11 protein-coding genes are annotated in these 14094 nt (G+C 44.7%); 2 read left to right on the forward strand and 9 right to left on the reverse strand.

The window, feature by feature from the left end; genetic code table 11:
- Positions 1 to 140: 140 nt before the first annotated feature.
- From HYN59_RS15990 to HYN59_RS16010, 5 genes are all read right to left on the reverse strand, one after another.
- Positions 141 to 557 carry a hypothetical protein gene (locus HYN59_RS15990; RefSeq protein WP_146185967.1) on the reverse strand — a complete coding sequence of 139 codons (417 nt, stop codon included), beginning with the start codon at positions 555 to 557 and terminating at the stop codon, positions 141 to 143.
- 112 nt (positions 558 to 669) lie between these two features.
- Positions 670 to 2103, reverse strand: a complete 1434-nt coding sequence (locus HYN59_RS15995; RefSeq protein WP_108779240.1) for an MFS transporter — start codon at positions 2101 to 2103, stop codon at positions 670 to 672.
- 47 nt (positions 2104 to 2150) lie between these two features.
- Positions 2151 to 3908: a family 43 glycosylhydrolase gene (locus tag HYN59_RS16000; protein WP_108779241.1), complete on the reverse strand. Its 1758-nt coding sequence runs from the start codon at positions 3906 to 3908 to the stop codon at positions 2151 to 2153.
- 3 nt (positions 3909 to 3911) lie between these two features.
- The gene (locus HYN59_RS16005; protein ID WP_108779242.1) at positions 3912 to 6005 is read right to left on the reverse strand and encodes a glycoside hydrolase family 97 protein; all 2094 of its coding nucleotides are present in this window, start codon (positions 6003 to 6005) and stop codon (positions 3912 to 3914) included.
- A gap of 148 nt (positions 6006 to 6153) precedes the next feature.
- Positions 6154 to 6360: a YqaE/Pmp3 family membrane protein gene (locus tag HYN59_RS16010; protein ID WP_108779775.1), complete on the reverse strand. Its 207-nt coding sequence runs from the start codon at positions 6358 to 6360 to the stop codon at positions 6154 to 6156.
- Positions 6361 to 6489: 129 nt separating this feature from the next.
- On the opposite strand from HYN59_RS16010, the gene HYN59_RS16015 reads away from it, so the two are divergent.
- Together HYN59_RS16015 and HYN59_RS16020 are read left to right on the forward strand one after the other, a co-directional pair.
- The gene (locus HYN59_RS16015; protein WP_108779243.1) at positions 6490 to 7323 is read left to right on the forward strand and encodes a hypothetical protein; all 834 of its coding nucleotides are present in this window, start codon (positions 6490 to 6492) and stop codon (positions 7321 to 7323) included.
- A gap of 2 nt (positions 7324 to 7325) precedes the next feature.
- Positions 7326 to 7709 (forward strand): hypothetical protein, encoded by a 384-nt coding sequence (locus HYN59_RS16020; RefSeq protein WP_108779244.1) that lies wholly within the window; start codon positions 7326 to 7328, stop codon positions 7707 to 7709.
- A gap of 63 nt (positions 7710 to 7772) precedes the next feature.
- Here HYN59_RS16020 and bglX read toward each other — a convergent pair whose 3' ends face one another.
- The 4 genes from bglX to HYN59_RS16040 form a co-directional block, all read right to left on the reverse strand.
- Entirely contained in the window at positions 7773 to 10016 is a 2244-nt protein-coding gene (gene bglX, locus HYN59_RS16025) for a beta-glucosidase BglX (protein ID WP_108779776.1), read from the reverse strand.
- A gap of 107 nt (positions 10017 to 10123) precedes the next feature.
- Positions 10124 to 11503 carry a glucoamylase family protein gene (locus HYN59_RS16030; RefSeq protein WP_425433049.1) on the reverse strand — a complete coding sequence of 460 codons (1380 nt, stop codon included), beginning with the start codon at positions 11501 to 11503 and terminating at the stop codon, positions 10124 to 10126.
- 138 nt (positions 11504 to 11641) lie between these two features.
- Positions 11642 to 12592: a LamG-like jellyroll fold domain-containing protein gene (locus tag HYN59_RS16035; protein WP_108779245.1), complete on the reverse strand. Its 951-nt coding sequence runs from the start codon at positions 12590 to 12592 to the stop codon at positions 11642 to 11644.
- A 30-nt stretch (positions 12593 to 12622) separates the two neighbouring features.
- On the reverse strand, positions 12623 to 14083 hold the full coding sequence (locus HYN59_RS16040; protein ID WP_245895601.1) for a RagB/SusD family nutrient uptake outer membrane protein: 1461 nt from the start codon (positions 14081 to 14083) through the stop codon (positions 12623 to 12625).
- Positions 14084 to 14094 lie beyond the last annotated feature (11 nt).

Genomic DNA, 14094 nt, shown 5'->3' on the forward strand with positions numbered 1-14094 from the left:
CGTCCTGAAAAAGTTGGCTAAATGCCAACATTACGAACACAAAATCAGCGTAAAAATAGTTACTTATACGCAGTGCCTGTACTCCTGTTGATAATTCAACATTAATCCAGGCACTGCGTTTTTTTAAAGGCGGGGTAAGTTTAGTACAACTCTTCGACCTTAATCATGGTATCTTCTTCTACCTTAAAGGTTTTGCCTATTACCTTGATAACATCGCCTACATTAAATTTCCGGTATTGTTTGGGGTCTTTCAGGTTCGGGATACTTATCGTTGCAAAATACACCGTACCATTAGCCATTTTTAGTTTGGCAGTGTAGCCATCCTTACCCTGGTTGATTTCTGTTATCTCGCCTTTCACAGTGATCTCGGTACCCTCGGCAAGCTGGGCGCTCTTATCAGGTACTTCTGCAGGTGCCGGTACACTATCTACAGCCGTAGCAGTTTTATCTACAACCTCTACTGCAGCAGGTTCTTCGGTTGCGGTTTCTTTCTTTTCTGTACAAGCAGTAAATGCTAAAGCGAATACTACTGATAAGGCTACGATTCTTTTGTTCATGATGATAATTTTTTGCCAAAGATAAGCCTTTTCCCACATTGCGGATGTTATTAAAAACACAAAACCGCCCCTGTGAGGAGGCGGTTGGTTTATTATTATGCGGAATATTATGTTAGTGTCCTCCGCTGATCTTTGTATCGAAATTGATGCCCTGGCGTTTCAGGATGCCCTTAACAACAATAGCATAGAATGCAAGGTAAGCGAAACAAACAACACCTACTATATAACTCATCTTGATATTGGTCGCATCGGCAACCATACCCTGGGTAAAGCTTACTAATCCGCCACCCATGATCATCATGATAAGGAAGTTACTACCCTGGGTAGTTTTCTTACCAAGTCCGCTGATTGCCAGCGTAAAGATACAAGGCCACAGCGTACTGCAAAATAAGCCAACGCTTGTAAAGGCATACACACTCACCATACCTTCAGTAGTCATACCTACCAGTAATGCAATGATACCCAGAAATGCAAACAGCATCAGCATAGTAGCCGGGTTTCCTTTACTGGCAAGGTCGGCAACTATAAGCACCAAAATAATGGCGGCATATACATAGAACGGTGCAAGGTCGTGCTGTGCGATAGCATTTACCCCAAGGAACACGCCAAACGCAAGGTAAGGCGCTATGAATTTGAATACCATCTGCATGCTCTTAGTATTGGTAAAAGCCTCAACAGCACCGCCCCAACGGCCGATCATAAGGCTGGCCCAATACAATGAGATATAAGGAGCAACATCTTTAGTAAGGAAGCCGAGGTCTTTTTCAAGATAGGCTGGCAGGTTGCTCGCTGTAGAAACTTCAACACCTACATAAAGGAAGATCGCAAGCATACCCAATAGCAGCTGCGGATACTGCAAAGCCGATTTGCCAGGCCCTTTTGCATCTTCAACAATATCTTCTTCCGTAGCCGGATGGTTTGGCAACGAAGAGAATTTCAGCATTATCGCAACAAGGATGAAAGCCGCGCCAAGAATAAGGTACGGTATTTTTACATCCTCGATATTAACATTAGGATTCGCGTTAGCAGGATCGCCAAACAGTGCAAAGCTCACGATAAGCGGGCCTATAGTCGTACCGAAGTTATTGATACCACCGGCAAGCGTTAGGCGTTGTGATCCCGTAGTAACCGGCCCCAGTGCAATAGCAAGTGGGTTGGCCACCGTTTGCTGCAGTGAAAACCCAAGCCCAACGATAAAGAGGCCTGACAGCATTAGAGGAAACGATTGCGTATTTGCCGCCGGAAAAAATAATAATGTCCCCAATGCAGAAATTACAAGGCCAAGCGCAAGTGAATTCTTGTAACCCAAACGGCTTACGATGTCTTTTTTGGTAAGGAATGAAATTCCCATATAAAGCAGCGCACCAACGGTATAGGCTATATAAAATGCAACGGATACCAATTGGCTTTGCCCCTGCGAAAGGTCGAACGCCTTCTTGAAAACGGGAATGAGGATATCGTTACTTGCGGCAACGAACCCCCAAAAGAAGAAAACGGTTACCAGCGGAATGAACTGGCCCCATTTGGTTTGGTTTTGTGAACTCATAAATGTTTAATGGTTAATGTGAATATTTGTTAGATAGAATGTTTTAATTACTCTGATTTTTTAATTTCTGTTTTGGGCCCGATACCATTGGCATTAAAAGCCTCGATCTGGAAATAGTAGGCATCGCTCCTGTCCAGGCCGCTAAAATAATACTCATTTTTGCCATATACCATAATCGAGCCATATAATTTATCAGCAGACTTGCCAAAATAGATCACATAGCCATCGGCATTGGGCTCCTGCTGCCATTTGAACCACACATTGCGGCGTTCGCCCTTCTTTTTCGGCTCGGCGCGTAAAGGAACGAAATTTTTTACTTCTCCCGGTTTTTCGCCACTGCCTTTCCCAAAAATCCGCAATCCGCTTATCGCGAATTTACCCTTAGGCATTTGCAGGTTTTCCAGTTTTATATAACGTGCTGTAGCAGGTTTGGTAAGCTCAATATAGTCGTGCGGCACGTCTTTGGTGTTTTTGCTTTTGTCCACCAGCACCGACCATTTCTTTCCGTCTTCCGAGGCATAAATGATGTACTTATGCCCTGTAGTCGTGGCGGGCTTGCCCATAATTTCCACGTCCTGGTCGGCATAATTGATCTGTATCGCATTGATGGTGCTTTTTTCACCAAGGTCGGTCATGATGTATTCGCCTTTATTCCCTGTTTTAGCCGACCAATACGTCTTGATATCCTCGTCAACAGCAAAGTTCGGCTGAAAACCTCCCAAAGTAGATGACACCTGTACGGGCTTGTTGTAGTTGAGCAGCATCCAGCCGGCAAATGATGCCAGCCCGGTGTGGCCTTTCTTTTGTGTGGGAAGATACGTCGGGTAATCGCCATAGGCCGTATTAGAGTACATTACGCCCTCCTTATCAAAGCCTGCGGGCCAGATGCCCAGACGCCTTTCAAAATTATTCTTTACAGATAATACCACAGTCGATATGTGCCAGTAATCGTTGTTCACATCCTGGTAGGTCGCGCCATGCCCTGCCCCTCTTGCAAAGCCTCCCGGCTTATAAGAGAACGGGTTGAAAGGTTGGTATTCAAACGGGCCAAGCGGGTTAGTGCCCACATATACCCCATCGGCATAACCGCTGAATTCAGTACCCGGTGCGCCATATTGCAGGTAGTATTTGCCCTCGTGCTTCGTCATAAAAGCGCCTTCAGTAAAAGGCTGAAGGAAAGTATTGTCGTTATGTTCGCCAAAGCGTTCCCATCCGTGCTCATCGTCATTCAGCGCTAAAACAGAGATTACTTCGCCTTCAGGCTGGAATGTTTTACGGTTGAGCTTTACACCATATAACGGGTACAGGTTGCTGGAACCGTAATACAGGTACAACTCGTCTTTTTCATTATCCCAGAAAATGTAAGGATCCCACGCGCCGGCCTCAAATTTGTGTACCAGTTCTTTCCAGTTATCGCCTTCGGGTTTGGTGCTCATCCAGATAGGGAATTCTTTAGTATGCGTAGAACCGACTACGAGCAGTGTATCGTTTACAAAAGAAACGGACGGCGCGCAAAGCTCGTCATATACACCGTGCTCCGGCCTGAGGAATTTGCGGGGAATGAATTTCCAGTCGAGCATATCATCGCTGTGCCAGTAGCCCCACTGGTTGGTAGAGAACAGGTAATATTTCCCTTTGAAGAATGTAATTACCGGGTCGGCTGTGGCGCGGTGCTTCCCTTGCGTGACAAAATTGGGTATCGGGCAATAGCCGTAATCGATGTTTATGGGATTGCAATAGGTCTTCTGCTGGCCGTAACCCGAAGCAAACACAACAAGCAATAATATGATAAGTATCCTTTTCATTCCTTATTTGTCAATTGGCATAAAACTGATAGCGGTCCCCCCGCCTGCTGCAAGAATTAGCTTCAGCTTGGTTTTAGACGTTACTTCCTGCGTTTTTATCTCGTAGCTGATCGGATTGTTTTTCCAGTCGGCCGTTTTTCCATCCTGATAAATAACCGCTCTGTACTTTTTGCCCGGTGTAAGGAAATCGAGGGAAACAGTAGTCGTACGCGTATTCTCATCGGTGATTGCACCGAGGAACCAGCTTTCCTTGCCTTTAGTTTTGCGGGCAATGGTAATGTAGTCACCCGGTTCAGCTTCCAGTATTTTGGTGTCCTGCCAGTCGGTCTCCACATCTTTTATAAACTGGAAAGCATCCGGATATTTCTCATAATTTTCCGGTATGTCGGCAGCCATTTGAAGCGGGCTGTACATCGTGATGTAAAGCGCCAATTGCTTTGCTAAAGTAGTGTGCACCTGCTCTGTTTTTGTGGGGTCGTACACATTCATCTTGATTTCGAATATACCAGGCGTGTAGTCCATAGGGCCGCCCAGTAGCCTTGTGAACGGCAGTATGGTTTCGTGCGTCGGCGGGTTGCCTACGCTCCACGCGTTGAACTCGTTGCCACGCGCGGCTTCAGCAGCAATGTAGTTGGGCCATGTGCGCTGTACACCTGTTGGCCGTGCCGATTCATGCGAATCGACCATGATCTTATTCTCTGCGGCACGTTTTACAACATACAGGTAGTGGTTTACCATTGTCTGCCCGTCGTGGAACTCACCACGCGGAATGATCCTGCCCACATAACCACTCTTTACCGATTGGTAACCGTAATCTTTCATGTGCTTAAAAGCCCTGTCGAGCCTGCGCTCATAGTTGGAAACGGAGCCAGAGGTCTCATGGTGCATGATCAGCTGGACTCCATTCTTTTTGGCATAATCGCTTACCTCTTTTACATTAAAATCAGGATATGGCGTGGTGAAATCGAACACTTCTTCCTTCCAGTTGTTGTACCAGTCTTCCCAGCCGGTATTCCAACCTTCTATCAAAAGGCCTTCGAAGCCGTGCTTTTTGGCAAAATCAATATATTTCTTTGCATTGGCAGTTGTAGCGCCGTGCGGCCTTGGCGTGGCTGTTGTTTTTTGCGCGGCATCCTGTGTCCCACTCATATCCCAGGTCGATTTTCCGGCGTGCATCTCCCACCAGATACCGATGTATTTCATGGGTTTTATCCACGAAGTATCGTCTATAGCAGACGGATCATTGAGGTTGAGTATCATCTTCTGCGCCAAGATCTTCCGTGCATCATCGCTTACCATGATAGTCCGCCACGGCGTGTGGGCAGGCGTTTGCAAAAAAGCCATATCGCCCATGGCATTCGGAACTAATAATGATTTTAGCGTATGCTTTGCCGGGTCTGATTGCAGGTGCATTACCGGGTAATTGATCACTGCCGCTTCAAAGATATTAATGTACAGGCCATCTTTGCTTTTCATCATCAATGGTGACTGAACCGCATATCGTTGCGGAATAGATTTCATCCCGATCCCGTTGTTCATATCGACCTTCTGGTTGTCTATCTGCGAAAGCAATGTTTCGTTGTAAGCATATTCCTGGCTGTCGAAATCGCCGGGAATCCAGAAAGCTTTATGGTCTCCCGCAAGATTGAACTCTGTATTTTCGCCCGAAACAATGAAATAATTGAGGTTCGGCTGTTTTGGAAAATCGTAGCGGAAACCAACGCCTTCGTCGAACACGCGGAAAATAATATTCATACGCCTGCCGGTCTCCACTTGTTCAAGTGCAATGGCCAGCTGGTTGTAGTTATTCCTGATCTCCGCCACCTCGCCAAGTACCGGCTTCCATGAAGTATCCACAGTAGATTGCGCGGTCTCGATTGCTTTAAAGCCTCCCGTTAAGGCAGGAAGGTGTTTTATTTCAAGGCCCATACCGCTTTTAAGGATAACAGGCTTGTTTTTATAGGAAACAGTATAATTCGGCCGCCCTGAAGCATCAATTGCAAAGGTGACCGTAATTTCTTTTGAAGGCGACTGTACGGTTTGGGCATTAAGCAGGCCCGCGCAGAAAATAATGATTGCTGTAATGTAAAATTTCATAATTAAAAATTTCATAAATATACAGATATCATGCGGGATTGCGATTAATCAATCTGCTAAAAAAACACCCTGAAATAAGGATTGTCTTTAAAAATCCATGGGCTTCAATCGTTTGCAATGCGGATATGATAAAAACAACTGACAGGCTTTATTTCCGGCTCCGTTCAACAGCCCTGATGAGCTGCCTGTTACGCCTGTCGGCATACATACGGTTCAGCGAGCTTACTGCCCAAATAAATGCCGGTATCCAGCCAATGAGCGTCAGCTGCAAAACAAGGCAGATGAATCCCGACATTATTTTTCCCTGAAGGAAAAGGGACAGCCACGGGAAAAAGAAGGCAATAACGTATCTCATGGTTTTGTCTTCAATCAATTTTTTAAATTATTGTAAAAGAAAAATACAATTAGAATCCCCACTAATGGGGATGTTTTTCAATCAATCAAATTGCCAATTTTGGAATAAAGTTTAACTAAAAACAAAAATATGAAACATTTAAAAAAAATCTCCGCATGCATTCTGCTTTTAGCACTTATGAGCAGTTGCGTAAATCTTAAGCATGTCCATGATTTCTCTTCTTCTTCGCTTAAAAGCATCAACGAGTTTGAGGAAATAAACTATGGATTCGAACAAATATGCATTGACAATTGCAAAAACAAGGATATCAAAAGGCTTCTTCTTGATGATACATCCCATTGTGATTGTGCTAATGAAATAAAAGCAGACGAAGTTACAATGCTTATTTACAATGTGGTTGTTGGTTATTTTGACGGACTTTCAAAACTATCTGCCGAAGATCTGACAAATTATAAAACTGACGGATTGGCAAAGGCCCTGGGGGATGCGGGCGCTGAAACTGAAAAAGTAAATGCTGCTGCCGAAATCTCCCGGATAACCTTAAAAGCTGTTGCTGGGAAGTACCGCAGCAAAAAAATTAAAAACTATATTAATGAAGCAAATAGTTCAATTATAGTCCTTATCAAGGCATTAGATTTCAATGTATCGAATATAACCGGTAAGTTAAAATTGCAGCAGCAGTCATTAAAGGCGGATTATTTTAGCCTTATAAAAGATGCCAGCTTATCAGGCTTTGAAAAGAGAAAGGTAATAGAAGAATATCATTCCAGGCTGAAAGAGATCTCTTTAAAAATTAAAAAATATGAAACGTACTCTAAAAGCCTGAAAAAAGTTACCGAAGCTCACCAAAAGATAAAAGATAATATCGACAAATTCAGCGCGGAAGAAATGAAGGCTATGCTGAACTCCTATGCAAGCGATATAAAAATCCTAACCTCAGAATTTAACAAACTAAAAAATTAAAAATGGCAAATTTAACAGCCCAACAAGCACAGAAACTGGCCAATCATTTTTCAGCTATGGCTGAAATAATAGGCAATTACAGGTATAGCAATAATCTCCCTCATAATGAAGACATGGAGATAGGCAGATTGCAGGAATTAATAATCGAACAGGCTGATGATCTGTATACTAATGCTGCAATACTAATATTCAACGATGTTCAGGGAGCACTCAATACCATACAGACGATCACCGAACAGATGGAAAGCACTTATAATACATTGATTAATATACAAAAAGCTATTAATATTGCTGCATCTGTTGTTAACCTGGGGATGGCAATTTTGGCAAGGGATATGAATGAAATAAGTAATTCAATCGATGAGCTGCTAGAATCCGTATCATAATATAAATAAAAAAGGCTGTCCCCTTCAGACAGCCTTTACACACAAAGATCAACAAAATTAAACTCACTTAACTAACACAAACTTATCTTTAAGGTTCGCATCAGAGCTGCCGCCTACCGACACTTCAAAGTCTCCCGGCTCTGCAACGAATTTCATATCAATGTTATAAAATCTCAGGTCATCGGAAGAAAGGTCAAATTCCACCGTTCTCTTCTCCCTTTTTTTAAGGAGCAGCTTGGTAAACTCTTTCAACTCTTTCACCGGACGCGTCACCGACCCGAATTCATCCTTAACATACAGCTGCACTACTTCTTCACCGTCATAATTTCCGGTATTGGCAACATCAACGCTAACTTTAATCTTTCCGCCCATGCTCATGCTTTTTGAAGATAGCTTCAGGTTGGAATATTCAAACTTAGTATAGCTAAGCCCGTAACCAAAGGGATAAAGGGGACTGTTATCCGAATCGATATAACGGGACTTGTATTTTTGTTCAGGGTCGGAAGCCCCTAAATAAGGTCTGCCTGTATTTTTATGGTTGTAATATAAAGGCACCTGCCCTAAATTCCTTGGGAAGGTTATCGGCAGCTTACCGCCCGGGTTGTTGATGCCGTAAAGCGTCTGCGCAATGGCATCGCCACCCATAGTACCCGGGAACCATGCCTCAAGTATGGCATCCATATTGTCATTTTCCCAACTAAGGGTAAGGGGCCTTCCGTTCATAAGCACTAAAACGATTGGCTTGCCCAGTTTTTTCAGTTCAGCAAGAAATTCTTTCTGGATGCCCGGAAGGTCGATATTGGTGCGCGAAGCAGCCTCGCCTGTCATGTTTTCAAATTCACCCATAACAGCCACTATAACATCAGCATTGCGGGCATTATCAAGGGCTTTCTGCATCATATCCCTGCGTTGGTCTACGATCTCAACGCCTTTATCAAAAGTCACTTTACTTTTATCGGTAATTATTTTGTTCACGCCTTCCTGTACGCTCACCGCAAATCCCTGGCGGTCGCCGGTAGCGGCCCATGAACCTATGATGTTCCAGTCGTCGCTTACCAATGGTCCTACAAAGGCCACTTTTTGTTCTTTACGCAAAGGCAGTACATTATTACTATTCTTCAGCAACACCATAGACTTGTTGGCTATGCGCAACGCAGCATCGAGGTATTCTTTTTTGGTAATGGTAGCAGCCTCCCTTTTTTCGTTATTATAACGGTATGGGTCTTCAAAAAGACCAAGGTCGTATTTGGCTTCCAGTATCCGGCGGCAGGCATCGTTAATCTGTGCCTCAGTTACACGGCCTTCATTAAGCAGCTTTTTCAGGTTCTTTAGGTAAATACCACCCACCATGTCCATATCCACCCCTGCTTTAAGAGCCAACTCCCCCGCATGCATAGAATCTTTGGCAAAACCATGGTATATCATTTCGTTCATGCCGGTATAATCGGTCACCACAAAACCGTCAAATTTCCATTCGTTCTTCAATATTCCGTTTACGAGGAATTTATTACCCGTGGCAGGCACACCCGATATTTCGTTGAAAGAGGTCATGAATGTCTTAACGCCTGCATCTACAGTAGCCTTGAACGGCGGCAGGTAGGTCTCGCGAAGCACGCGCTCGCTCATGTCGACTGTATTGTAATCACGTCCGGCCTCAGCAGCGCCATAGGCGGCAAAGTGTTTGGTACAGGCAAGAATTGTATTGTTTAAAGAAAGGTCATTGCCCTGGAAGCCTTTTACACGAGCGTAAGCCATTTTAGAACCCAAATAGGTATCTTCGCCAGAACCTTCTGACACACGACCCCAACGCGGGTCGCGGGCAATGTCTACCATCGGTGCAAACGTCCAGTGGATGCCCGATGCTGCAGCCTCATCAGCAGCTATGCGCGCCGAAAGCTCTGCGCCTTCCAGATCCCAGCCGGCGGTTTCGCCCAGTGTTATTGGGAATATCGTCCTATAGCCGTGGATCACATCATAGCCAAACAGCAATGGTATCTTCAGCCTTGAGTTTTCCAGATTGAGCTTTTGAAGTTCACGTGTATATTTTACACCTGTGGCATTAAGTATTGAGCCAACATTCCCTTTTTTAATTTCGTTGATGAAGTTATCGCCACCCTTGGGCCCCGTTACGGTACCATCGGCAGTGAACTGCACCGTTTGGGCAATTTTTTCATCAATGGTCATTTTTGCCATAAGTTCTGCAACAAACTCATCGCGGGGTTTTATTTTTTTGTCGGCTTTTTTCTTCTGCGCATGCATTGATACTGAAAAAGCCAGTAAAAGGAGTAAGGTCGTGTTAAATCTCATTTTAGTATATTTCGAATTAGATGTTTTGAAAAAAAGACCGTCCTCCGCCATTGGCAAAAGACGGTCCTGAAAAAGAATTGCTATGAAAAAATCCTAATCATTCTAAATTAAAATCCATGCTGTGTTGAATGGAAACCAAGGTTAAGCAACCCCTGCTTCACTTCCGGCGCCTGCATGAACAGGTTCCACAGCATACCTGTGCGATGGTTCTCTATCATTGGCACTATCGTTCCCTGATCTATGGCAAGGTAGCGCGGTGTAACCCAGTTGTAATGGATACTAAAGGCATCAAACGGGCCGGCTACACCTATAAGCCTTGATTTCCAGTCGGCATCCTCGTATACGAACCGCAGCATTTTCATTGATTCTTCCGGTGTATAAGGGAAGGATGATAACGCTGCCGTAGGGCTTATGATACCTTTGTCATTTACGGGTGAATGTGCATCGTAGCCCGTAGTGCCGTTCGGGTTGCGGCTATAGCTTGCGGTAAGCCCCCATACTTTGTCGCTATATCCTGTCCATCCTATTGGGTTGGCAACAGAATAAGCATGCTGTATTTTTGCATGGTTCTGCACCAGCGTCCAGTAATTGGCATACTGATCACTCAATCCTCTCGGATCCATCCCCAGGTAAGAATAATGCGACCAGAACATTGGGCCTACATTGCCATTGGCACCATTATAGCTTAGCACAACCGGCAGGTTATAGCGTTGCCCGTTGTTCACTATAGCGCCATTCCTCGCCCAACCTTCATGATAGGCGGCGGCATCTACAGGGTGTGTAGTCGATGCAGCTGCCATGATATAAGTAATGAGGCATTCATTATAGCCTTCAAGCTTAAAGTTGATCTGCCATTCGTATTGCGGCGACCAGTGCCAGTACAGCGCGTGCTCGCCGCCTTTGGTATACCAGTCCCATTCCACGCCTTTCCATAGGTCGTCGGCCTGCTGGGCAAGGGCCTGTTCTTCCTCGCTGCCATTTTTAAAATATTCGCGCAGGCATATCAGCGCTTCGCATAAAAATGAGGTCTCTACAAGGTCGCCGCCGTTATCCACGGTACCAAATGGTATCACATGCCCGGTTGTGCCGTTCATCCAGTGCGGCCAGGCACCATGGAACCTGTCAGCATTCTGTAAAAAGTTAAGTGCAGTCTGTAGCCTCGTGACTGCTTCGCCCCTTGGCACAAAGCCACGTTCTATGCCTACGAGGATAGTCATCAGGCCAAAGCCCGAGCCGCCTGTAGTCACTATCTGGGCATCGTTGCCGGGATCATCGGTATGGTACCTTTCGCGTGCCAGCTTTGAATTCGGTTCGGCATAATCCCAGAAATATTTAAGCGCATCTTTCTGCGCAAGGTCCAGGATTTGCTCGTCGGTCATTGTTTCCCCTACCGGAGGGGTAGTATTATTATCGCCATCCTTACTGGAATCGCACGATGCGCACGAAATGCATAAAGTAAGAATGATGGCTAAATGGTAAATTTTCACTGTGAAATGTTTTTTGATGATGATTTTTTGGAAATTTATTTTGGAATTACAGTATAGTTGGGGACATACTGTCCCGATGAAATCGGGATAAAAATACCCGGCAGCAATGCTGCCGGGATTTCTAAATAATAAGTTTAATTACCTTCCTGCAGACTCAAGCTGGTAAAGAGCCCTGACATCTGAAAGGATAAGCGCTTTTTTGTAAACACGTATCTCATCTACTTCTCCTTTAAGAGCTCCGTTCCATGTTTCTACATTTGTTCCATTTGCTATACTTGGAAGAGCACCGATAATTGGGTGGGATGGCTGAAAAAATGCAATTGGCAATGGCAATGCCACCGTGTTATTGTTTGTTCTGTCTTCCCATGCAGGATTTGATATTTTTTCACCATTTACATACATTGCAACTTTAGCTGTATTGCCATCATAAGTAAACACGATGTGTGCCCATTGTCCACCAATTTTGTTAGGAAAGGCAGCATGAAGAGGCGTTGTACCATTGTTGGCAGCATTATCTGATATCATCCACGATTCCATTTTTGTCATGTTTACGCAGTCACCATTGAAATCGGTTCCGTCTGGTTTCATAAAGTGGTATTCCGCTTTCATCTGGATTGAGTCACTTGACACCAGGCCGTGTGTATTACCAAAAAGAGCAAGATTACCTACGTTACCGTTTGGCCCTCCTGCAAATGAAATAATAGGAGATATAGTGCTCACTGCATCGGGTGTAGTTTTTTGGTTTGTTATTTTAGCCCAACAGCTTATTGTTATACCAGTATTAGATCCGTTTAGTGCCGCAATCGATGGATAGTCCAGGAATCCTGAATTTAAATGCAAACCCTGTCCCTTTTTTCCTTCAATCCATGAAGCTCCTACCGTATTTGAAGGCATTGTAGAAGATTTTTCTTCCTTGCCGTCACCATTAAGTGGCCAATAAGCTAAAAGGTCAGAAGCTGCTACTTCGTCTGCGCTATTGTATCCCCCAATTGGAGGAAGGCTTCCACCTGAATCATCGCTTCCGCAAGAAGTTAATAATACGCCCGAAGTCGCCATCAGGGCATAAGCAAAAATTTTGATTGTTTTCATAGTAAAAATAAATTAAAAATTAAGTTAGTATTAGTATCCGTTGTTTTGAATTAATCTTCCACCGCTTACTGTTATAGCCGATGCCGGTAAAGGGAAAACTTCATGTTTACCAACCACAAAGGTTTTGCCATCGGCTGCCATTGCCGCTGCTGCCTGCCCGGTACGCACCAGGTCGAACCAACGGTCGTGCTCCATTGCCATTTCCCAACGCCTTTCTTTGTAAAGCTGCTCCATCGTAAGTCCCGATATTTCTGCCAGGCCGGCCCGCACACGCAATTGGTTAATAATATCCTCAGCTTCTCCGGTATTACCTGTTTGCATTCCTGCTTCGGCACGTATCAGTAAAATGTCACTGTATTTCAGCAGCCTTAAGTTCTTGGCTGTGTTGCCTTTATCACCGTTCCATGATTCGGCAAGGCTGCTTTGGTAAGCTTTGTAGTTATAGCGGGGATTGTTTAATGTAGACGGCGCAACAAAGCCATCCCATAAAGTTGAAGGAATGTACATGATTGTAGCTTCTCTCCTCAGGTCGCCCGGCTCATAAGAGTTGCTCAGCCCGAGTGATGGTGTGTTAAAGCCCCAACCCAAATCGGGAGTACCCCTTGGTCCCTGCACATTGCAGTAATCTACAAGCCCTTTTGTGAGCGTAGCCTGAACCTCAAAAACCGACTCCTGCTTGTTCTCCCCTACTTCGCGCCATACATCGGCATAATTTGGCAACAGGCCGTATTGTCCCGAGCTGATCACGTTGCCCGACATGGTATAGGCTTCATTCCATTTTTGCTGGTACAGGTATACCTTTGCCAAAAGTCCCTGCGCAGCGCCCTGTGTGGCACGCCCCAGGTCGGCATCTGCATATTGCCCTTTCAATGGAAGCTTTCCTATGGCATCAGTAAGGTCGGCCTCTATCTGTGCATATACTTCTTCTTTAGATTTTTTGGTAAATACCTGTGCGTTGATAGCTTCGGTATCGTTCAGATCGATGCTGGTTGTTACCAATGGCACACCGCCAAAACAACGCACAAGATCGAAGTACCAAAAGGCACGCAGGAATTTCACCTCGCCTATCAGCCTGTTCTTAAGTGTTGGGTCTATACTCAGCTGCTCCAGGTATTTCAGGGCGTTATTGGCACGATAAATACCTTCGTAACGGCCATTATAGACATCCTGGAACGATATATCATTGGCATCAAAAGTCAGGGCGTCCATCTTTTGCTTATCGGTACCTGTATCGCTTGGGGTCGAACCTTTGTCAGCATCATCGCTGGTAATGCTCGTAATGCCTATCCACGAAAAGGAGTACATGTTATAATCAAGCATTTTGTTATATACGCCGTTTACCAATTGCACCGCATTGTCAGGATTGTTCAAAAAGTCCTGCTCGTTGATAACATCCTGCGGATTTACGTTAAGGTCGTCATCGCAGGAAACCATTATGGCTGAAGCCGAAAGCAATCCTGCAAGCAATCTATATGTAAATTTTCTGTTCATTTTTAAAGTAT

Source organism: Flavobacterium album, assembly GCF_003096035.1.
Taxonomy (GTDB): domain Bacteria; phylum Bacteroidota; class Bacteroidia; order Flavobacteriales; family Flavobacteriaceae; genus Flavobacterium; species Flavobacterium album.